Consider the following 21,986-nt stretch of genomic DNA (forward strand, 5'->3'; position numbering starts at 1 on the left):
TGAAATTCTATGCAAAAGAAAAGAGTATGTTAAAATAAAGATAAAGGATGTGGTTACGATGAAATATATTTGGATTGTGTTATTGTTATTACTGGGAATAACAATGGTAGTAAAACCAGATTTGTTGTGGAAAATAGAACATTTCTGGGATGTAAAAAATGGAGAACCTTCAGAGTTGTATATCGCTTTGATGCGTGTATGGGAACATTTTGTATTATAGGCTCTATCATATTTTTCATTGCTCTTTTTATTTAAAGTCCTTCAATCAGAGTTTATGATTATAGTAGTACTCAATCGTTTATATATCAATATAATATGACTAAATCTAGATTTAGTATAAAGAACTCAAGTGATATTCGTATAGAAGATAGTGTTTATCAATACTTCGTAGAACAAAATTCGTAATGTTTTCGTAGGAATGATAATAAGTCTTTTGATATAAATTTTATGGTTAAAGTTATATTAAAAATAATAGTCATGATAAGGTTGATTGTCATGGTCAAAGATATAAATAAAAAAGAGGATTTGGAATCCTCTAATCAAAAGTGACATATTCGTTTTTGAGTGGTGGAATGACTTTTAAGTCATCCACTTTTAATAAACAGAAATTTCCGTTAATATCTGAATCATATTGAACATCAATTGTTCCAGTGACTTCAACCCATTCATTAGGAATCAGTTGTTTAGCAGCAGGATGTTCACAGACCATACCAATTAAAGACGTATCTTCTTCACAACAAACCATAGCTAAACGTCCTAATACAAATCCATCTTCAAGCTGTTTATCTCTGCCAATAAATTTACCTCTTAATGTGACTTTCTTTTGATTGTATTTGTCTGGATGATCTAAAGCATCCATACAAAATATACCAAAATCATGATCTAATACATGGATTTCATCTTGAGATATATCAAATGGTAATTCATCATCTTCTAAAGTATTCACAGTTCCATCTTCTTTTTCATAAATAATCTGGCATGTAGAATTGATGGCTTTAATGTTATTTCTTAAAAAAGATTTTTTCATAGATGCATCAATACGATTGAAGATAAGTAAATCACTGTATTTAACATGTTGATAAAGTAAAGAACGCATATTTTGAATATATAAAGCAAAAGTTTTCGCATTGATGGTTGTTAAAACTTGGACAACTTCCCAATCATCAGGTTTTTCACATTCAACAATATGATCAACATTATACATTCCATTGACTTCCATTAAAACTTGGGTTGGATGATATTTGTTTTCAAGTTCCTGTAAAAATTCTTTATTAAATTCATCTTCTTTATGAATATAAACAATATCACAATTGAACGATTCAATTTCTTCTTGTGAGTATTCTTTTTCACCTTGTTCACTGACAATTAAAACAGTTTTCTCATTTTGACAAAAATCAGTTGTTGTAATGGTATCATTAATAAAAGATGATTTTCCGCTATCTAAAAATCCTGTAAATAAATAGATTCTTGTATTCATTATTCTACTCCAAATAATTCATAAATTTTGTCTTCTAATAAATCTTTACCGATAACACAGATACGACCAGTGTAATCAGCGCTACCAAAACGAATTTCATATTCTCCAGGCACTAAATCAAAGTGTAGCCATTTCTTATCTGGTGTAGGTAAAATACCTTTTGCACGCAAGATATCTCCATATTCATGAGATGAAGATAAAATCTGAAGAATTTGATCTAACTGTTCCTGTGTATAAGTGTGAACAGTTTCTTTTCCTAAACTTGTAAAGACTTCATCTGCGTGATGGTGGTGATGATGACCACATCCACATTCATGGTCATGATGATGTCCATGATGACATTCTTCGTTTTCGTGATGATGGTGACAACATTCATGATGTTCATCATGATGATGACAATGCTCGCCATGTCCATGATGATGTTCGTGATGGTGGCAGTGTTCACCGTGTTCATGATGGTGGCCACATTCTGGACAAATATCTGCTTCTTTCATTAATATATCCTGTAAAGAATTTTGATTTTCCATTGTCTGTAAAATAACTTGTCCATCTAACTCATCCCAAGCTGTAGTGATAATCGAAGCAGTTGTATTCATTGATTTAATAATATCAATAGCTTCTTGAACTTTATCCATAGAAACATCTTGAGTACGACTTAAAATGATTGTAGAAGCATATTCGATTTGATTATTAAAGAATTCTCCAAAATTCAATGAATATGTTTTACATTTTTTAACATCAATAACTGTCACAAAACTATTTAACTGAAGTTCATCACTATGAACATTTTCAACAGCTTTAATCACATCAGAAAGTTTTCCTACACCGGAAGGTTCAATAATAATACGATCAGGATGATACTTAGCTACGACTTGTTTTAAAGCTTCGCTAAAATCACCCACTAATGAACAACAAATGCATCCAGAGTTCATTTCTGTAATCTCAATTCCAGCTTCTTTTAAGAAGCTTCCATCTATACCAATCTCACCAAATTCATTTTCAATTAAAACAACTTTTTCATGACCTAAACAATCCTGAATAAGTTTTTTGATTAATGTTGTCTTTCCAGCTCCGAGAAAGCCAGAAATAATATCTACTTTACTCATTTATTCGACCTTCTTTCTTTTTGTATTATAGCACTCGTATTTTTAACAAGCAAATGAAATAACATACAATTCTCTTGATAAAAAGAGTGAATAAGACTATAATTGTTAGCGTACTAATAATTAGTATACTAATGAAAGGAGGGAATCATGAAAACACCTTTTTATATGTTGGTTTTTAAAGCTTTTCATGCCCAAAGGCAAAAGAATCGAATGAATATGAATGCTTTTCGTTTATCACCTGGTCAACCAAAAGTATTACGATATATTCAGAATCATAAAGATTGTAAATTAAAAGATATCGCAAAAGAATGTGATGTTGAAAGTGCTACAGTGAGTAAGATTCTTGATAACTTGGAAGAAAAGGGTATGATTACAAAAGCTATTAATCCTCAAAATAAACGTGCTTATCAACTGAATTTAACAGTTGAAGGACAAAAGGCTTTAGAAAAGTGGGATGAACATTGTTTAGAAATAGAACAGATTTCTTTAAAAGGATTTAGTGAAAAGGAGAAACAGCAGTTTCAAGACTATTTATCTCGCATGTATACCAATTTAACAGGAAAAGAAATTTTATAGGAGGGGAAAATATGATTAAGCGTTTATGGCCATATGCCAAAAAATATCAACGTTATTTTTTGTTGGCATGTGCCTGTATTATTGGAGAAACAGTTTTTGAACTCGTTATACCTGTATTGATGGCTAATATTATTGATGTAGGTGTTGCCAATAAAGATACAAATTATATTGTGATACAAGGGATACTGATGGTTGTTTGTGCTTGTATTGCTTATGTTTTAGGAGTCTTATATGCTCGTTTTGCAGCTACGGCAGGACAAGGATTTGGAGCTGAATTGAGAAAAGATGAATTTGAAAAAGTTCAGAATTTTTCTTTTGCGAATACTGATCATTTTTCAACGTCGTCTTTAATTACCCGTTTAACAAGTGATGTTATTATTATTCAAAATGCGATATGTAATGGAATTAGACCATTAGTCAGAGCACCCTTTATGCTTTTGTTGGCATTATTTTTTACTTTTACTATTAATGCAAAATTAGCTCTTATATTTTTGATTTCAACACCTATATTGGGTATTGGATTATTTGTGATTGTAAGAAAAGTAGGACCACTATTTAAGTTTATGCAATCAAGTATGGATAATATTAATACGGTTGTACAGGAAAATTTAAATGCTATTCGTGTTGTTAAATCTTATGTCAGAGAAGGGTATGAATCTGAAAAATTTGAAGGCATGAATGAAAATTTAAGAGAAAATAGTGAAAAAGCCTTTCGTACTTCAGTATGGAATATGCCATTATTCCAATATGTGATGTATTTAACGATTGTTTCTATTTTATTTTTTGGTGGACAGATGATTTTAGCTGGAACGATGAAAGTTGGAGAATTGACTGGTTTTTTAAGCTATGTCATGCAGATATTAAATGCATTGATGATGATTTCTAATGTCTTTTTAATGTTAACAAGATCTATTGCCAGTTGTGAGCGTATTATTGAAGTGCTTGATGAAGTACCAGATATACACGATCCACAAAATACATCAGAAATTGTCGAAAATGGTACGATTGATTTTCACCATGTTTATTTTAAATATAAATCAACAGCTAAAGAATATGTCTTAACAGATATTGATTTACACATACCGGCAGGATCAACGATTGGTATTTTGGGAGGAACGGGTTCAGCGAAAACGAGCTTAGTACAGTTGATACCTAGACTTTATGATGTTAGTGAAGGAGAAGTCTTGGTTGATGGACGTAATGTGAAAAATTATTCTGTAGAACATTTAAGAGATAGTGTAGGAATGGTTTTACAAAAGAATACTTTATTTAGTGGAACGATTAAAGAAAACTTGCTTTGGGGTAATAAAAATGCAAGTGATGAAGACATTGAATGGGCTTGTCATATTGCTTGTGTGGATGAATTTATAAAAAATTTCCCAGAAGGTTATCAAACTGATATGGGACAAGGTGGAGTCAATGTTTCTGGTGGACAGAAACAAAGATTATGTATTGCCAGAGCATTATTAAAAAAACCAAAAGTTTTGATTTTAGATGATTCTACAAGTGCAGTAGATACGGCCACAGAAGCCAGTATTCGAGAAGGGTTGGCATCTTTAAAAGATACAACAAAAATCATTATTGCTCAACGTGTTTCGAGTGTTCAACATGCTGATCAGATTGTGATTTTAGAAGATGGACATATTCATGCAGTGGGAACGCATGATGAGTTGTTGGCACATGATCACATTTATCAGGATATTTATTATTCTCAATTGGAAGGAGCTGGTTTATAATGGCAAGACAAATTACAAATGCAAAACCTCAAGATATGATGAAAACATTAAGCTCCTTTAAAAAGTATATTGGATATCATAAATATGCTTTAAGCAGTGTAGCTGTTTTAGTTATTATTAGTACAGGAATTAATCTTTGGGGAACATTTCAAATTCGTACGGTCATTAATCAATATTTAATGCCGGGAGATTATCAGGGATTGGTCCGTTTTATTATTTTTATGATTGTTGTATATATGATTGGAGCGACTTCAACAGCCATTTATAAACAATTGATGGTGCATACATCTCAAAAGATTGTTAAAGAAATGCGACAAGACTTATTTGATAAAACACAAAAATTACCTATTCAATATTTTGATAGTCATACACATGGAGAAGTAATGAGTCATTTTACAAATGATTTGGATACAGTTCAAGATGCTTTAAATAACTGTTTTGATAATTTAATTCAAAGTTTTATTATGATTGTAGGTACATTGATTTTAATCTTTGTATTAAGTTGGCAACTATCATTAATTGTTTTTGTCTGTATGTTAATTATGTATTTTATGATTCAATATTTAACAAAAAGAAGTAAACATTATTTCTCTAAACAACAGGCGGCATTAGGTGATTTGAATGGTTTTATTGAAGAAATGGTTGATGGTGTTAAGGTTGTAAAAGTGTTTAACCATGAACAGGCTAATATTGAAGAATTTAATCGTCGTAATCGTATTTTACAGGAGGCTGCGACTAATGCGTTGACTTATTCAGGAAGAACAATTCCTACAGTTGTTAGTATTTCCTATTTTAATTACGCTATTGTTGCTTGTATTGGTGGATTTTTAACAATCTCTGGTTTTATGGATTTAGGAAGTTTATCTTCTTATCTGGTTTTTGTCAGACAAACAGCACAACCTGTTAATCAGTTTACACAACAGTTGAATTTTATTTTAGCAGCTATGGCAGGGGCTGAAAGAATATTTGATATGATGTCAGAAAAACCAGAAATTGATGATGGTCAAGTTACATTAACAAGAGTGCGTAAACATAAAGATGGCCATTTAAGTGAATGTCAGGAACATACAGGATATTGGGCATGGCGTCATCCTAGACCAGATGGAAGTATTGAGCTTGTCGAATTAAAGGGTGATGTGCGTTTCCATGATGTGGTGTTTGGCTATGAAGAAAATGTTCCAATCTTGAAAAATATTAATTTGTTTGCGAAACCGGGACAAAAAATTGCATTTGTTGGAAGTACAGGTGCAGGAAAAACAACGATTACAAATCTGATTAATCGTTTCTATGATATTTCTAGTGGAAGTATTACTTATGATGGTATTGATGTGAAGCTCATTAAAAAAGATGATTTAAGACATTCTATTTCTATTGTTTTACAAGATACACATTTATTTACTGGAACGATTGCTGATAATATTCGTTATGGAAAACTGGATGCGACAATGGATGAGGTGATTGAAGCAGCTAAATTAGCGAATGCTCATAGCTTTATTAAACGTTTGCCTAATGGCTATGATACAATGTTGAGTGGGGATGGAGCAAATCTATCACAGGGACAACGTCAGTTATTGGCCATTGCCAGAGCAGCAATTGCTGATCCACCTGTTTTGATATTAGATGAAGCAACAAGTTCGATTGATACCCGTACTGAAAAATTAATTGAAAAAGGCATGGATCGTTTAATGGAAAATCGTACAGTTTTTGTGATCGCTCATAGATTATCAACAGTTAGAAATTCTAACGCTATTATGGTATTAGATCATGGTGAAATTATTGAACGTGGTAGTCATGATGAACTGATTGCACAAAAAGGACGTTATTATCAGTTATATACGGGACAATTTGAATTAGACTAAAAATGGGCTGTAACAAAATAATTTTTTAAAGAGTTGATTTTGTTTCAGCTCTTTTTAATGTCTATGTTATTGAATGATATCAGAATTCTATTAGTCCTCGTTTCATAAACCGGGTGTATTTCATATTTTCTCGTGCTTAGCAATATATTTTCTATACTATTGTGAACCATGAATATACAATAATGATATGGAATTAATCAATTTCATTGTTATAAGTGTTAATTTGATTATTAGAGTTGTTTGTATTGAAGATAGAGAACTTAAAAAAGGTACTTAATTATACCTTTTTAGTCTAAAATAGTATCTAGTTTTCAATATCCATTATTGACATTTGCTCTTTTGTAATACCATTCTTTTTTCCATAATTTTCCCAATATTTTGTAGATGCTTTTACAAAAACTTTTTTTGGCAAAGGCATTGTTACTTTCAAGGATACATTTTTTTCTTTTGTGATTGCTAAAGAAAATTTTTTAATCTTCCATTCAACTAATTTTTGGAAAGGTGTTGTTAATATAGCTTCACCACTACCAATACGTAAAACTGATCCAAATGAATATCCTTGACTTTGACAGAAGAATTGTATCATCTTTACAGCAATATCATTTTGATTTGGCTCTATAAATCCACAATTTATCATGATGCAAAATTTAGGCTTTTGACTTGGAGAATTTATCTCCAATGTTTTTAGGAAATTTAATAGTGTTACGGGTATACTATCTGCATAAAGTGGGAAAACAAGTAAAACATGCGTAAAATCATTCATCTTTTTACAAAGTTCTAAGTGATTATTCTTTGTGATTGTAAAATATTCAGTTGGCATTGGACTCTTTGCTTGAAATATTTTTGCATATTTTTGCGAATTAGATCTTGGAGCACGAGGACTTCCGTTAATAATCATTATTTTTCCCATGATGATATCACGTCCCTTACAGTTTGTTCAAGTTCATTTTCCTTTACAAAAATAATTTGATAGCTTTCAAAACACATGTTTTTAGCATTTCTTTTAATAAGTTGTTTAAAAATATTTTTTTCTTCATCCGATATATTACCATAGCCAATAATAACGGCATGTTTCAAGGCAACGTTTCTTTGTACATGATGTGTTTCTCCGTGCAATAAGCGAATAAATGCCTGTTGTACGGGGATAGATCTTTCTAACATTGTTTTCATGATGGTATCATAACCACCATATTTAATTTTACTTACATAAATGATTTTATCACTATATGCAATTTTAGGATAAACTTTAATAGCATCATCACGTATAATACATTTTCCAGGTGTTTTTACCCAGCAACTAAAACAGCCGACACAATTTGTAATGTTTAATTCTGAAAGGTCAATCAAATTATAGGTTGATTCATCTTCTGTAGATAAATCTATTCTTCGATCACTTAGAATAAGGTGCATATTTTTCTCCTCTCATTATATTATCCATTCATGCTTTATGCTCTTTTGGTTATAGTCTACCATAACGCTTGATAATTGTAAAATTATATACTTTTTATCATTTGAGAAGAAAAAGCTAACGAAATAATTGTTTTTAAAGGGTTGATTTCATCCCATTTTTTTCTGCTTTTGTACGCAATGTTTTTACATAGCTATATCTTTTAAATTGAAAAACCATTTTCACTTTTCTTTTTTCAAAAAGAACACCTTTTAAAAGAAAAAATCTTATCATTGAGATTGATTATTTTCAAATCTAATCATAAATATAATTGAAATAAATTACCATAATTTAATTGTATCAAAAAAGACAAGATATATCAGCATGATACTAGCAGTATTGTCTTTTTTATAATGTGTTATTTCTTACAGCTTTTTTACTACTCTAAAAATACTGCGATACTTCTAACCATGACTCCGGTTGCTCCAATATTTGGTTTTTTTGCAGTAGAAGCAATATCCAAATGAATCCACTGTATGTCTTTTTCAACAAATGCTTCTAAAAAGTTAGCCGCAACACTGGCATCACCACCAAATGTCATTGAACAATTTGTCATATCAGCACTATTTGATTTTAATTTATCAAAATATTCTTGATCTAATGGTAATCGCCATCCTTTTTCATCTGCTGCTTTCATAGCTTCTTCAAATTCATGATAATAGTCATCGTCATTACTGAAAACAGCTGTGTAGACATCGCCTAAAGCTGGACCAGTCAATGTTCCTAAATCAATGATGGCTTGAACACCAAGTTGTTTAGCATAAGTCATCGCATCGCAAAGAACTAATCTTCCTTCGGCATCGGTAGTCGTGATTTCTACTGTTTTTCCAGATAATGTTGTGATGACATCCTGTGGTTTATATGCCTTTCCACTAACAAGATTCTCAGTGACTGGTACGATTCCATACACATTTGTTTTCGCTTGACTTTTTGCCAGTATCTGCATAACTCCTAGCACATCTGCTCCTCCACACATGTCATATTTCATTCCATAGCTATTTCCTTTAAGATTGTATCCACCTGAGTCAAATGTCAGCCCTTTTCCTATCACTGCCTTATATGCATTGTCACCATCTCCATTATGCTTAAGAACAATCATATATGCAGGAATATCACTTCCCTGATTGACTGATAGGATTCCTCCTGCTTTCATATCTTCTAGCTGTGCCTTATCAAGAATGGTACATTCCATACCATAATCTTTAGCCAATTGAATGGATTCCTTGACCATTTCATCTGGTGTCATTAGATTAGATGGTGTATCAGCCAGTCTTCTGGCATAGTTGATACCTTCGCCATAGATGGTAGCTTCATTGATTTCATCTTGAACATCTACTGATGCAAGAACATCCATATTCATGATAGGTTTCGCATCATGTCCGATCTTTCTTTCTTCATATTGAGCTAAGATATGTGATTCTAACCAGGCTCTTACCAATATTGATTGATTATCTAAATGATTCACAACAAGCTGTACAGATTGCTTGATATCTTTGGATACAGTAGTAGCTATCTTTCTTAGCTTGTCTGTTGTGATTTCATTTTGTTTTCCCAGACCTACAAAGAGAATATAAGAGAAAGGATATTTTCCAAAAGTATGAATCTGAGTGATTTTAGAAAAGTCCTTATCAATATCTTGAGTGATATCATATCCTAGTGTATCAATGATATCTTGGCATACAGATTGTTCTTGATATATAGGATAAATCATAACGTTATTGTTGAATTGTTTAATTTGTTGCATGTTGTAACCCTCTTATAAAAGTATAATCATAGATTGATATGGAGAAAGTTGAATTTGATGATCATAAATATGAATGTCATCATTGGATAAAAGAACCTTTGAGTAGTGTTCTAGAGGGAATGATGTTGTTTTATTTTGTAGATTTTGAATACATAAGATTTGATTTTGTTTATCTTGTCTTATATAAGCAATGACATATTCTTCACTATCTAATGGAGTAAAATCACCATAAACAAAAGTCTGATGATATAAAGGATTTTGTCTTAACGCAATCATCTGTTTATAATAAGATAAGACAGAATCAGAATCATTGATTTCTCCAGCAACATTGATTTCCTTATAATATTCATTATTAGCCAACCAAGGTTTTGTATCACTGAATCCAGCATAACGTTGATTGTTCCAGCTCATAGGTGAACGTGTATTATCACGGCTACGACGATTGACAAAGTCTAAAGCTTCTTCTTCGCTATAACCTTCCTGTAAAGCTCTACGATATTGAGCATGTGAATTAAGATCATCAAAATCATTGATAGAAAGTCTATGATTGTTGATGGTTCCAATTTCTTCGCCTTGATAGATAAAAGGTGTTCCCTTTAAAAACATAAATAATTGACCTAATGCTTTTGCAACTTTAGGAGTACGTTCTTGAGGATTACGAATGAGTCTATTTAAACTTCTTTGCATATCATGATTTTCTAAAAAGACACCACACCATCCTGTTTTAAAGATTTCTTTTTGACTTAAAAATAACTTATCTTTATATTCCTGCATTGTCCAATTTTGAAGTGGGAACCATTCTTCATGTTCAGTAATATCAATATGCGAATAATTAAAATCAAACATCATTGAAAAACAACCTTTTTCACCAATAAAAATATCTAATTGATGATAAGGAACACCAACAGCTTCAGCAACAGTCATACATTGATGAACATCAAATGTTTTTTCTCTTAATTCTTTAAAGAAGACTTCAATTCCGGGTTGATTTCTTGCAAATTCAAAACATGAAGATAAACCATCAGCACCATCTACTGGACCATCTTGCCAACTTTGATCCTTTTTTATAAAGTTAATAGCGTCAACTCTAAAACCAGCAATCCCTTTATCTAACCACCAGTTAATCATACGATAAATATCTTCACGCATTTGAGGATTTTCCCAATTCAAATCAGGTTGTTTTTTAGAAAAAGAATGAAAATAATACATATTGTCTTCATGAGGGACTTTTTCCCAAACAGAACCACTAAAAACAGAACGCCAGTTTGTTGGGGGTTGATCATTTTTTCCTTCTTTAAAAATATAATAGTTTCGATAAGGACTATCAGGATTTTTCAATGCTTCTTGAAACCATGCATGTTCATCAGAAGTATGATTAATCACTAAATCCATAATAATTTTGATATGTCTTTCTTTCGCTTTTTGGATGAGTTCATCAATATCCTCCATTGTTCCAAAATCTGGATGAATCTGATAATAATCAGAAATATCATAACCATTATCATCCATTGGAGATTGATAAACAGGACAAATCCAAAGCATTGTCACACCTAAATCTTCTAAATAATCTAATTTTTCAATAATTCCTTGAATATCACCTATCCCATCATGATTACTATCTTTAAAACTCTTTGGATAGATTTGATAAACAATTTCTTCTTTCCACCATTCTTGCATTATAATCACCTCTACTCAAATTATAACATGAACATCTCTATCATTTTACATTTTTTCATGTTTTTCATATAATAAGAAAAAGGAGTTGAGAATATGTTATATAGAGATGGACATATGCACTTAGAAAATGGACCACTAACAAAAGAATATGTTTTACAGTTTGTAGAAGCTGCTCATCAAAAAGGATTGGATGAAATCCAGATATTAGATCATACTCATCGCTTTATTGAATTTGAGCCTATTTATGAAGGTTTAAAAGTATATGATGTTCAAAAAACATGGTTAGAAAATAAAGCAATGAAATTTAAAGACCAATTAAGTGATTATATTGATTTAATGAAAGATATTCAAAAAATGGATTTACCTGTCAAAGTTAAATATGGATTAGAAGTCTGTTATGTTCCTCAATATGAACAAAAGATTAAAGAAATCCTCCATGCATATTCATTTGATTTTCTTGTTGGAGCAATTCATTCTATTGATGGTATTTTATATGATATGAGTTTTTCAAAAGAATTATTATGGAATCGTTATGATGTTGATGATATTTATCATAGATATTATGAGTTAGTCTTTCAGTTAATAGAATCTGATTTATTTACACAATTAGCCCATCCCGATACAATTAAACTGTTTCAGATTTATCCAACATATGATTTAAAACCAACCTATCGAAAAATGGCAACTCTTTTAAAACAACATCATATGAAAGCAGAAAATAATGTTGGTTGTTATTATCGTTATGGACATCCTGATTTAGGGTTGTCTGATGAACTTCTTCGTATTTTGAAAGAATATCAAGTAGAGATGATTTATGCTTCGGATGCTCATCAACCAGAAGATGTAGGAAATTATATAAAAGAGGCAATGAAAAGAATCAATGAAGATTAAGGAACTATGATTCTTAATCTTTTTTATTCTTTTTTGAAAATAGGTGAATATATTATAAAGGTGATGAAAGATGGTTGATATTGTATACAATATATGATTGTTTTATTACAAATTATGAAAAATTATAAAATTAATTGATAAATTTGTATAAATCATATATAATATCATCATATTTTGTAAAAGGAGGATGTCGTTATGACAAAAAGAGTTTATAACTTTTCAGCAGGTCCATCAACATTACCTGTATCAGTATTAGAGAATATTGCTTCACAAATGTTAAACTATCACGATAGTGGTATGAGCGTTATGGAAATGAGTCATCGATCATCATCCTATCTTGAAATCTTTAATGAAACAAAAGCTATGTTAAAGAAAGTTATGAATATACCGGATAACTATCAGATATTATTTATTCAAGGTGGGGCAACACAACAGTTTTCAACCATTCCTTTGAATTTGATGAAAAATGGAAAAGCAGATTATATTGTGACAGGTTCTTTTTCAAAGAAAGCAGCTCAAGAAGCACAGAAGTTTGGTGATGTGCATATTGCTTATGATGGTAGTGACCAAGATTTTAAACATATTCCAACACAGGATGAATTAAATATAAGAGAAGATGCATCATATGTTCATTTGTGTTCTAATAATACAATTTATGGAACTGAGTGGAAATATGTTCCTGATACACATGGGATTCCTATTGTGGCTGATATGTCTTCAAATATTTTATCAAAGCCTATCAATGTGAGTGATTATGGTATGATTTATGCTGGGGCACAAAAGAATATGGGAATTGCTGGTTTAGGTGTAGTGATTGTTAGAGAAGATTTGATACAAGAACATCAAGAAAAAATACCAGTATTAATGGAATATGATACATTATCTAAAAATGATTCTATGTATAATACGCCACCAACATTTTCTATTTATGTACTAGGAGAAGTTTTAAAATGGATTGATTCTTTAGGTGGTTTAGAAGTTATGCAAAAGAGAAATGAAGAAAAAGCAAAACTTCTTTATGACTATTTAGACCAAAGTGATTTCTATAAGGCACATAGTTATCCAGAGAATCGTTCTATGATGAATGTCACATTTACTTGTCCAAGTCAAGAATTAGATGCCAAGTTTGTAAAGGAATCTGTTGAAGCGGGAATGACAAATTTAAAAGGTCATCGTTCTGTAGGTGGTATTCGTGCTTCTATATATAATGCTATGGAAAAAGAAGGCGTAGAAACATTGGTTGCTTTTATGAAAAAATTTGAAGAAGAAAATAGGTGAGATGAATGTATAAAATCAAGTTAATGAATAAAATTTCTAAAGTAGGGACAGATTTGTTTGGACAACAATATCAAATAGGAGAAGATATAGAGAACGAAGATGGTATTTTGGTGCGTTCTGCATCTCTACATGATTATCAATTTCCATCAACACTTTTAGCGATTGCCAGAGCAGGGGCAGGTGTGAATAATATTCCTATTGATCAGTGCAGTGAACAGGGGATTGTTGTTTTCAATACACCCGGAGCGAATGCGAATGCTGTTAAGGAGCTTGTTTTATGTGCATTGTTTCTTTCTTCAAGACAAATTGTAGAAGGTATTGATTGGGTTAAAACGTTAAAAGGACAAGAGGGAGTTGGAAAACTTGTTGAAAAAGGGAAAAGTCAATTTGTAGGACCGGAAATTGATGGGAAAAAGTTAGGTATTATAGGTTTAGGGGCTATAGGAGTTCATGTTGCTAATGCGGCAATTAAATTGGGGATGGAAGTTTATGGCTATGATCCATATATTTCTGTAGATGCTGCATGGGGTATGAGCAAATGGGTGAAAAATGCTCAAAATATGGATACGATTTTTAGTGAATGTGACTATATTACACTTCATGCTCCAAGCACTCCTGAAACAAAAGCAATGATTAATCAAGAAAGCATTGCAAAGATGAAAGATGGAGTACGTATTATAAATTTTGCCAGAGCTGATTTGGTAGATTCTCAAGCTGTTTTAGAGGGGATTCAAAAGGGGAAAATCAAAAAGTATATAACAGATTTTGCAACAGAAGATATTATTGATCAAAAGGATGTTATCGTGATGCCGCATTTAGGAGCATCTACACCAGAATCAGAGGATAATTGTGCCATTATGGCGGTTAAAGAAATGCAAGACTATTTAGAGAATGGAAATATCACTCATTCTGTTAATTTACCATCTGTTCATGAACCACGTACGACAAAGTATCGTATTTGTTTGATTCATAAAAATGTTCCTAATATGTTAGCACAGTTTGCAACATTATTTGCTAATAAGCATATTAATATTGAAAATATGGTGAATAAAGCCAAAGGAGAATATGCTTATACAATGATTGATACGCAAGATGTTGTTGATTGTGAAGAATTAAAGAATTTAGATCATGTGATTCAAGTAAGAGTTATTGAATAAAGGCAAAATCAATTTTTGCCTTTTTGTCATATATGAATTCTATTTAAGAGAATGTTTTTTTTCATGAATGTAGAAATCTATGATAAAATAATGTCAAAGGGGATTGATATTTATGAAAAAAATAATAGTTTTTGTCATGGCGATATTATTGTTATGTGGTTGTACATCATCTGAAACAACAAAGACAAATGCAACCACAACAAAACAACCAACAGTAGAAACACTTGATACAGCACAAACATATACAATAGATGATCAACTTGAATTTGAAATCATAAAAACATCACTGACAAAAGAAATTGCACCAACAAATAAAAATAAAACATATCAGTATCTTCAACCGATAGATAAGCAACATATTTTTATTGATATGATATTGAAAACAAAAAACTTATCAGATCAAGAATATGAACTTCATAATATATATCAAGGTACAATGCATTTTACTCAAGAAGAACATGATATAGAATTGGCTATTGAATCATCATATTTTACACAATTAAGTACAACGGATACTTTAAAACCACATGAAGAAAGATATGTTCATCTTTATTGTGAGGTGAAAAATGAAAACGAAAAAGATGTTCAAATGGATTTAAAAGTCATGAATCAAAAAGAATATCAATATACATTTTCTTTAGAAGAAGTTCATGAAGATTCTCAAGTCAAATCAATAGGTGATGTGATTAATTGTACAAGCTCACAAATTGTTTTATTAGATTATCAACAAAGTGAACGTATTGAACCATCCCAAAAAGGATTTTTCTATAGTTATCATCCTACAGAAAATGATAATCAAATCTTTGTTGTATTATCATTAGAGATTCAAAATCAATCATCTTTAGATATTGATCCTTCCCAGTATCTTTATTGTGAATATCAAATAGATGAAGACATTATTCATTCACAAATCATATTAGAAAGTGAAGATCATGAATCTATTTCAAAAAAAGGAAGTATCCTTGCAGGTCAAAAAAGAACATTATATTTGGCTATGCCTATTTTAAAAACACAAGCGAATAAAGAAGGAACATTAGAGCTATTTGTTGAAGGAAATACTTATGAGATTGATTGGCAAAGTTATCAAAATATGTGAGAAACTTGAAAATTTTATTGTTTTCAAGTTTTTTTGTGAATAGAACAATAGATTTATAAAATATTTGTTTTTTATATTGACATAGAGATAAAGAGGGGTGTATTATAACAGTGTTATATAACGCTGTTATAAGGAGTAGAAGAATGCAGGATACATCAAATATAACATTGAATAAAATTCAACAAGCAGCTCTTGACGAGTTTCTAGAGAAAGGATTTAGAGGAGCCTCTCTACGTCAAATTGTTAAACATGCTGGAGTAACAACAGGAGCTTTTTATGGGTATTTTTCAAGTAAGGAAGCTTTATTTGCTTCAATTGTTGAACCACATGCTCAAGCAATAATGGCCCATTTTATACAAGCACAGCTTCAATTTGCGGCTCTACCAAAAGATGAACAACCTTCACATATGGGAATTGAATCGAGTGTTTGTGTTGATTGGATGGTTGATTATATTTGTGATCATCGTGAACCTGTGAAACTTTTGTTATTGAAGGCTGAAGGTACAAGCTATGAAAATTTTGTTCATAACATTGTTGAAGTAGAAGTGGAATATACTTTAAAATATGTAGAAGTTCTTAGAGAACTTGGACATCAAGTGCCAAAGCTTGATAAAACCCTATGCCATATTATTGCAAGTGGTATGTTTGGTGGGATTTTTGAGGTTGTTATCCATGATATTCCAAAAGATCAGGCAATGCGAGATGTAGGACAATTAAGAGCTTTTTATACTGCCGGTTGGTTAGCATTGATGGAAGAAAAATAAAAGAGTATACCAACCTGCAATTTTTTACTCCAACAGTTAGCTTATGCTAACAATGGCGGAAGGAGGAATACAATGGAAAATAAGAAAAAAGGATCCATTATGACTTTATTGGATTATGCAGGAAATTACAAAGTATTAACTTTTATTGGTCTTGTTTTATCAGCAATTTCTATGCTTTGTAGTATTGTGCCATATGTTTGTATTTGGTTAGTTGCAAGAGATTTGATTGGAGCAATGCCAGATTATTTATATGTTCAAAATCTAGAAATGTATGGATGGGTTGCTTTTGGGTTTGCAATCATTGGAATTATATTTTATTTTATTGGATTATTATGTACGCATTTATCTGCGTTTAGAACTGCTGAAAACATAAGAAAGATAGGTATGAATCATATTATGAAGGCACCTTTAGGATACTTTGATAATAACGCTTCAGGACTTATTAGAGGAAGGCTTGATAGTGGAGCAAATGATACAGAAACACTCTTAGCACATAATTTAGCTGATATAGTAGGAACGATTGTTCTTTTTATAGGGATGGTTATTTTGATGTTTGTTTTTGATTGGCGTATGGGATTGGCTTGTCTGCTATCTGCAGTGATTTCCATTTTGATGATGTTTTCAATGATGGGTGGTAAAAATGCAAAGATTATGGCTGAATATCAAGCTGCCCAAGATAAAATGACAAAAGCTGGAACAGAATATGTAAGAGGAATACCAGTTGTGAAAATATTTCAACAGACAGTTTATTCGTTTAAGTCATTTCAACAAGCTATTGAGGAATATAGTGATAAAGCTGAATATTATCAAGGAAAAGTTTGTCGTGTTCCTCAATCCATTAATTTAACATTCACTGAAGGAGCATTTATTTTTTTAATTCCAGTGGTTATTCTTTTGATACCTGAAGCATTAAATGGTGGGAAAATTCATGAACTTGTAACAAATTTTATATTTTATGCGGTTTTTTCAGCTATTATTTCAACAGCCCTTGCAAAAATTATGTTCGCTTCATCAGGAATCATGTTGGCAAATACAGCACTTAGCCGTATCGACATGGTTATGAAAGCACCAATACTTGAAAAGTGCATCAATCCTCAAATGCCAAAGGACAATAGTGTTGCTTTTAAGGATGTAAGTTTTACTTATCAGGGATCAAATATTCCTGCTTTGTCACATGTATCTTTCCAAGTTGAGTCAGGTCAGACAATTGCATTGGTTGGACCATCGGGAGGAGGTAAAACCACAGCAGCAAGTTTAATTCCAAGATTTTGGGATGTGGATGAAGGTATTGTAGAAGTAGGTCATGTGAATGTCAAAAATATTGATCAGCATGTTTTAATGAATCAAGTAGCTTTTGTTTTTCAAAATACTCAACTTTTTAAAACATCTATTTTAAATAATGTGAAAATTGCTAATCCTCAGGCATCAGATGAGGATGTGATAAAAGCATTACAAGCTGCAAGATGTCAAGATATTATTGAAAAACTTCCTGATGGTGTACATACACAAATTGGAAAAGAAGGAACATATTTATCTGGCGGTGAGCAACAACGAATTGCCCTAGCAAGAGCTATATTGAAAAATGCACCCATTGTTGTATTGGATGAAGCGACTGCTTTTGCTGATCCTGAAAATGAAGTTTTGATCCAAAAAGCTCTTAGCGTTTTGTGTCAGGATAAGACAGTTATTATGATTGCTCATCGTTTATCAACAGTTGTTAATGCGGATAAAATCATTGTCTTAAAAGATGGGAAAATTGTAGAGGAGGGACGTCACGAGGAACTCTTAAATAAACATGGTCTATATCATAAAATGTGGAATGATTATAATCAGTCAGTAAAATGGAAAATTACAAGTGGAAAGGAGGATATATAAATGTTTGGAGAAAATTTTAGGCGTAAGTATGCTTTAACTTATCAAGGTGTTCAAAATGTCAAAAAAGGAACATTTTGGACAGTTGTGGTTAATATTGTTGTTATGGGTGGTATAAGTATATTATATTTGCTCATGAATCACCTTGTTTCTCTTTTAATAAAAAATCAAGCTGAAATGAATGTTCTTGTTATTATTGGTTTATTGATTGCATTTGTATGTCTATCATTTATAACTCATCTTCAACAGTATACTTCAACATATGGATTGGTTTATGGAGAAGTCAAAGCAACGAGAATTTCATTGGCAGAAAAATTGCGTCAATTACCGCTAGGATATTTTCATAAAAAAGATATTGCAGATTTAACGGAAACACTAATGGGAGATGTAAACCGAATGGAACATGTCTGGTCACATGTTCTTGGTTATTTGTATGGTTCTTATATTTCAACAGGGATTATTGCTGTGTTCTTATTTATCTATGATTGGCGATTGGCGATTTCCTGTCTTTGGGGTGTACCAGTGGCATTTGGCTTACTATTTGGTTCTCGTCAATGGACTTCAAAAGCATCTCAAAAACTTAAACAGGCAGCAATACAAGTCTCTGATGGTATCCAAGAATCATTGGAAAATGTGAGAGAGATACGAGCAACTAATCAAGAAGAAACTTATCTTCAAGGACTTTATCAAAAAATAGATACACATGAAAAAGTGATGATTAAAGGTGAACTGGTAGCTGGATTGTTTGTCAATGGAGCAAGTGTAATTATGCGTTTAGGTGTAGCAACAACAATTTTGGTTGGAGTACATTTGATTGTGCAAGGACAAGTTGATTTCATGATTTTGTTTATGTTTTTATTAGTGATTACAAGAATTTATGCACCTTTTGATCAAAGTCTAGCATTAATTGCAGAAATGTTTATATCTCAAGTATCAGCAAATCGTATAACAGAAATATATGATACACCTGTTGCATCAGGTGAAAAAACATTTAAGCCAAAAGGATATGACATTGAGTTTCATCATGTTTCCTTTGCTTATGATTTACAAGATGTTTTAAAAGATGTTAGCTTTATCGCAAAGGAAGGTGAAGTGACAGCTTTGGTTGGACCATCAGGGTCAGGTAAAAGTACTTGTGCTAAATTAGCGGCACGTCTATTTGATGTTCAAAAGGGAAAAATAACAGTGGGTGGTGTTGATATCAATGAAGTTGATCCAGAAGTTTTATTGAGTGACTATTCAATGGTATTTCAAGATGTTGTTTTATTTGATGACAGCATTAAAGAAAATATTCGTTTGGGGAAAAGAAATGCAACGGATGAAGAAGTATATAAAGCTGCAAAAGCAGCGAATTGTGATGAATTTGTTCAAAAACTTCCTGATGGCTATGATACTCTTATTGGTGAAAATGGTACTAAGCTATCTGGAGGAGAAAGACAAAGAATTTCAATCGCAAGAGCACTTTTAAAAGATGCACCAATCATCTTATTAGATGAAGCAACAGCTAGTCTTGATGTTGAAAATGAAACAAAAATACAAGAAGCTTTGTCAAGACTGTTAGTAAACAAAACTGTGTTGGTCATTGCACATCGAATGCGAACTGTTCAATCAGCTGATAAGATTATTGTTTTAGAAGATGGAAAAGTGAAAGAAGAAGGAAGTCCAGAACAATTATATAAACAAGATGGACTCTATCGACATATGCTCGATTTACAAAATGAGAGTGCTAAGTGGCAAATTGATGCATAAATAAGTCCTCATATAGTTAGTTTGACTATATGAGGACTTTTAACTAGTGCTTGTTTTTCAAATATTTTATTCTATTCAATATTATATCATCTCTCATCAATGCAAAATTTTGTTTGTGATAATCAAATAATATATCACCGCATAAATCCTGATCTGATATATTTGGAAACTGTTTTTTGTATGATAAAATCATATCATCAAAATAATTGATTTGTACTGAAACAATTTCATTATTTATTTTTAATCTTAATGGTGCATTTTCTTGAATCAATTTTTCAGCAAATTTGATATATTGACTTGGGTCTATGATTTCAGCTTTTTTTATCAAGTCTATAAAATCATCAGGGACAGTTAAAAACATAGTTGCATATTTGTTGTTATGAAGTTTGGCAGATTGACATAAATATATCTGTTTATCATAAAATTTGAATTGATATAAGATATAGCATGTAATGTAAAATCCTATTTTTTCATGGGCATAAGATGAAGTCCATATTCTGATTTGACGATGATTTTTTATTTGTGATAACATGTCTTTATAATTTTTAATCATCTTATGAAAATCATAATTGACTTTTAACGCTTGTAATGAAGTTATACGTTCTTCAAGATTTTTAACATTCAAAGAACCTATAGATAAATCATCATATAAATATATAATGTGATGAAAAGAATCAATAACATTTTCAGCTTGAAGAATTTTTAAAATATGATATGTATTGATATCAAAACATAATTCTAACATACAGACCTCCTTATGATTTTATCTATAGTAATCATATCATATGAGTTAGTTTAAAACAACTCGAGACATGCTGACCATTATAAAGTGTAATTTCATATAATGATTCTAATTTATATATTATTCATTTTTGATTTGGAAATGATTTAACATATTATATTTGGTATTATGTTAAATCATATAATGAAATTTTTTAGCAAAATTTCATTATACATGAATATATGAAAATAGCTACTTTTTTGCTTTTATATATTGACAATTATAGGAAATGAGAGTATTCTAATGATGTGGTTAGTAAAGACTAACTTATATTTTTGACAAAGAGTTAGCATGTGCTAATATAAAGAAGGGATGATTATGATGCCATTAACATTAGCCAGTATTGGTGAAGTAAATACAATTCGTAAAGTTGGAGGAAATGAGGAAACAAGACGTTTTTTAGAAAATCTTGGTTTTATAGCTGGTAGTGAAATCACAGTCTTATCTACGATAAGTGGAAACGTTATTGTGAATATTAAAGACTCACGTGTTGCGATTAATAAAGAAATGGCACGTCATATTATGGTGTGATTGAAAGGAGAGGTTAAAAATGAATCTAAGTGAAGCAAAAGTTGGTAGTACAGTCACTGTTACAAAGATTGATGGTGATAGTGCTTATAAACGTCGTATTATGGATATGGGAATCACAAAAGGAACAAGCTTGTATATTAGAAAAGTAGCACCTTTGGGGGATCCAGTTGAAATTACAGTTCGAGGGTATGAGTTATCTGTAAGAAAAATGGATGCACAGTGTGTACAAGTAAAATAGGGGGGTT

General features: G+C 31.3%; 20 protein-coding genes. 13 read left to right on the forward strand and 7 right to left on the reverse strand.

The genetic code is table 11. From position 1 onward, the window contains the following. Window positions 1–58 precede the first annotated feature (58 nt). Window positions 59–220: a DUF6199 family natural product biosynthesis protein gene (locus ACGHJ8_RS00990; protein ID WP_205090863.1), complete on the forward strand. Its 162-nt coding sequence runs from the start codon at window positions 59–61 to the stop codon at window positions 218–220. A 315-nt stretch (window positions 221–535) separates the two neighbouring features. Here the strand turns inward: ACGHJ8_RS00990 and ACGHJ8_RS00995 are convergent, their stop codons facing one another. Together ACGHJ8_RS00995 and ACGHJ8_RS01000 are read right to left on the reverse strand one after the other, a co-directional pair. Beyond that, window positions 536–1,477: a GTP-binding protein gene (locus tag ACGHJ8_RS00995; RefSeq protein ID WP_211962709.1), complete on the reverse strand. Its 942-nt coding sequence runs from the start codon at window positions 1,475–1,477 to the stop codon at window positions 536–538. Then, window positions 1,477–2,583 (reverse strand): CobW family GTP-binding protein, encoded by a 1,107-nt coding sequence (locus tag ACGHJ8_RS01000; protein WP_205090861.1) that lies wholly within the window; start codon window positions 2,581–2,583, stop codon window positions 1,477–1,479. The genes ACGHJ8_RS00995 and ACGHJ8_RS01000 overlap by 1 nt, the downstream gene beginning before the upstream one ends. A gap of 147 nt (window positions 2,584–2,730) precedes the next feature. Here ACGHJ8_RS01000 and ACGHJ8_RS01005 point away from each other — a divergent pair, with 147 nt between their 5' ends. The 3 genes from ACGHJ8_RS01005 to ACGHJ8_RS01015 are packed head-to-tail and all read left to right on the forward strand — an operon-like array spanning window position 2,731 to window position 6,754. Beyond that, a complete protein-coding gene (locus ACGHJ8_RS01005; protein WP_087357009.1) occupies window positions 2,731–3,159 on the forward strand; it encodes a MarR family winged helix-turn-helix transcriptional regulator in 429 nt (142 codons plus the stop codon). Window positions 3,160–3,170: 11 nt separating this feature from the next. Next, on the forward strand, window positions 3,171–4,895 hold the full coding sequence (locus ACGHJ8_RS01010; RefSeq protein ID WP_390541171.1) for an ABC transporter ATP-binding protein: 1,725 nt from the start codon (window positions 3,171–3,173) through the stop codon (window positions 4,893–4,895). Continuing rightward, window positions 4,895–6,754: an ABC transporter ATP-binding protein gene (locus ACGHJ8_RS01015; protein WP_390541173.1), complete on the forward strand. Its 1,860-nt coding sequence runs from the start codon at window positions 4,895–4,897 to the stop codon at window positions 6,752–6,754. Before ACGHJ8_RS01010 ends, ACGHJ8_RS01015 begins: the two co-directional genes overlap by 1 nt. A 304-nt stretch (window positions 6,755–7,058) precedes the next feature. Here the strand turns inward: ACGHJ8_RS01015 and ACGHJ8_RS01020 are convergent, their stop codons facing one another. The 4 genes from ACGHJ8_RS01020 to ACGHJ8_RS01035 form a co-directional block, all read right to left on the reverse strand. Further along, window positions 7,059–7,664 carry a hypothetical protein gene (locus ACGHJ8_RS01020; protein ID WP_087357012.1) on the reverse strand — a complete coding sequence of 202 codons (606 nt, stop codon included), beginning with the start codon at window positions 7,662–7,664 and terminating at the stop codon, window positions 7,059–7,061. After that, window positions 7,652–8,164, reverse strand: a complete 513-nt coding sequence (locus ACGHJ8_RS01025; protein ID WP_087357013.1) for a flavodoxin family protein — start codon at window positions 8,162–8,164, stop codon at window positions 7,652–7,654. Before ACGHJ8_RS01025 ends, ACGHJ8_RS01020 begins: the two co-directional genes overlap by 13 nt. A gap of 416 nt (window positions 8,165–8,580) precedes the next feature. Further along, a complete protein-coding gene (locus ACGHJ8_RS01030) occupies window positions 8,581–9,945 on the reverse strand; it encodes a leucyl aminopeptidase family protein (RefSeq protein WP_390541176.1) in 1,365 nt (454 codons plus the stop codon). A 12-nt stretch (window positions 9,946–9,957) separates the two neighbouring features. Continuing rightward, window positions 9,958–11,622, reverse strand: a complete 1,665-nt coding sequence (locus ACGHJ8_RS01035) for an alpha-glucosidase (RefSeq protein WP_087357015.1) — start codon at window positions 11,620–11,622, stop codon at window positions 9,958–9,960. A 93-nt stretch (window positions 11,623–11,715) separates the two neighbouring features. Here ACGHJ8_RS01035 and ACGHJ8_RS01040 point away from each other — a divergent pair, with 93 nt between their 5' ends. The 7 genes from ACGHJ8_RS01040 to ACGHJ8_RS01070 all read left to right on the forward strand — a co-directional run bounded on the left by ACGHJ8_RS01040 (window position 11,716) and on the right by ACGHJ8_RS01070 (window position 20,429). Beyond that, entirely contained in the window at window positions 11,716–12,513 is a 798-nt protein-coding gene (locus ACGHJ8_RS01040; protein WP_390541178.1) for a PHP domain-containing protein, read from the forward strand. Window positions 12,514–12,708: 195 nt separating this feature from the next. Then, window positions 12,709–13,791, forward strand: a complete 1,083-nt coding sequence (gene serC, locus ACGHJ8_RS01045; RefSeq protein WP_205091069.1) for a 3-phosphoserine/phosphohydroxythreonine transaminase — start codon at window positions 12,709–12,711, stop codon at window positions 13,789–13,791. 5 nt (window positions 13,792–13,796) lie between these two features. After that, the gene (locus tag ACGHJ8_RS01050) at window positions 13,797–14,948 is read left to right on the forward strand and encodes a phosphoglycerate dehydrogenase (RefSeq protein ID WP_087357018.1); all 1,152 of its coding nucleotides are present in this window, start codon (window positions 13,797–13,799) and stop codon (window positions 14,946–14,948) included. A gap of 112 nt (window positions 14,949–15,060) precedes the next feature. After that, window positions 15,061–16,044, forward strand: coding sequence for a hypothetical protein (locus tag ACGHJ8_RS01055; protein ID WP_390541180.1), 984 nt, complete (start codon window positions 15,061–15,063; stop codon window positions 16,042–16,044). Window positions 16,045–16,187: 143 nt separating this feature from the next. Next, window positions 16,188–16,808, forward strand: a complete 621-nt coding sequence (locus ACGHJ8_RS01060; protein ID WP_390541182.1) for a TetR/AcrR family transcriptional regulator — start codon at window positions 16,188–16,190, stop codon at window positions 16,806–16,808. 72 nt (window positions 16,809–16,880) lie between these two features. After that, a complete protein-coding gene (locus ACGHJ8_RS01065) occupies window positions 16,881–18,683 on the forward strand; it encodes an ABC transporter ATP-binding protein (protein WP_390541184.1) in 1,803 nt (600 codons plus the stop codon). Continuing rightward, a complete protein-coding gene (locus ACGHJ8_RS01070) occupies window positions 18,684–20,429 on the forward strand; it encodes an ABC transporter ATP-binding protein (protein WP_390541186.1) in 1,746 nt (581 codons plus the stop codon). A gap of 43 nt (window positions 20,430–20,472) precedes the next feature. Here the strand turns inward: ACGHJ8_RS01070 and ACGHJ8_RS01075 are convergent, their stop codons facing one another. Continuing rightward, entirely contained in the window at window positions 20,473–21,174 is a 702-nt protein-coding gene (locus tag ACGHJ8_RS01075; RefSeq protein ID WP_390541188.1) for a DUF1835 domain-containing protein, read from the reverse strand. Window positions 21,175–21,528: 354 nt separating this feature from the next. Here ACGHJ8_RS01075 and ACGHJ8_RS01080 point away from each other — a divergent pair, with 354 nt between their 5' ends. Next, the gene (locus ACGHJ8_RS01080; RefSeq protein ID WP_205090083.1) at window positions 21,529–21,741 is read left to right on the forward strand and encodes a FeoA family protein; all 213 of its coding nucleotides are present in this window, start codon (window positions 21,529–21,531) and stop codon (window positions 21,739–21,741) included. 19 nt (window positions 21,742–21,760) lie between these two features. Continuing rightward, on the forward strand, window positions 21,761–21,979 hold the full coding sequence (locus ACGHJ8_RS01085; protein ID WP_087357024.1) for a ferrous iron transport protein A: 219 nt from the start codon (window positions 21,761–21,763) through the stop codon (window positions 21,977–21,979). The last annotated feature ends 7 nt before the right edge of the window (window positions 21,980–21,986 follow it).

Origin of the sequence: Massiliimicrobium timonense, assembly GCF_042850985.1 — a bacterium.
GTDB lineage: Bacteria > Bacillota_I > Bacilli_A > Erysipelotrichales > Coprobacillaceae > Allocoprobacillus.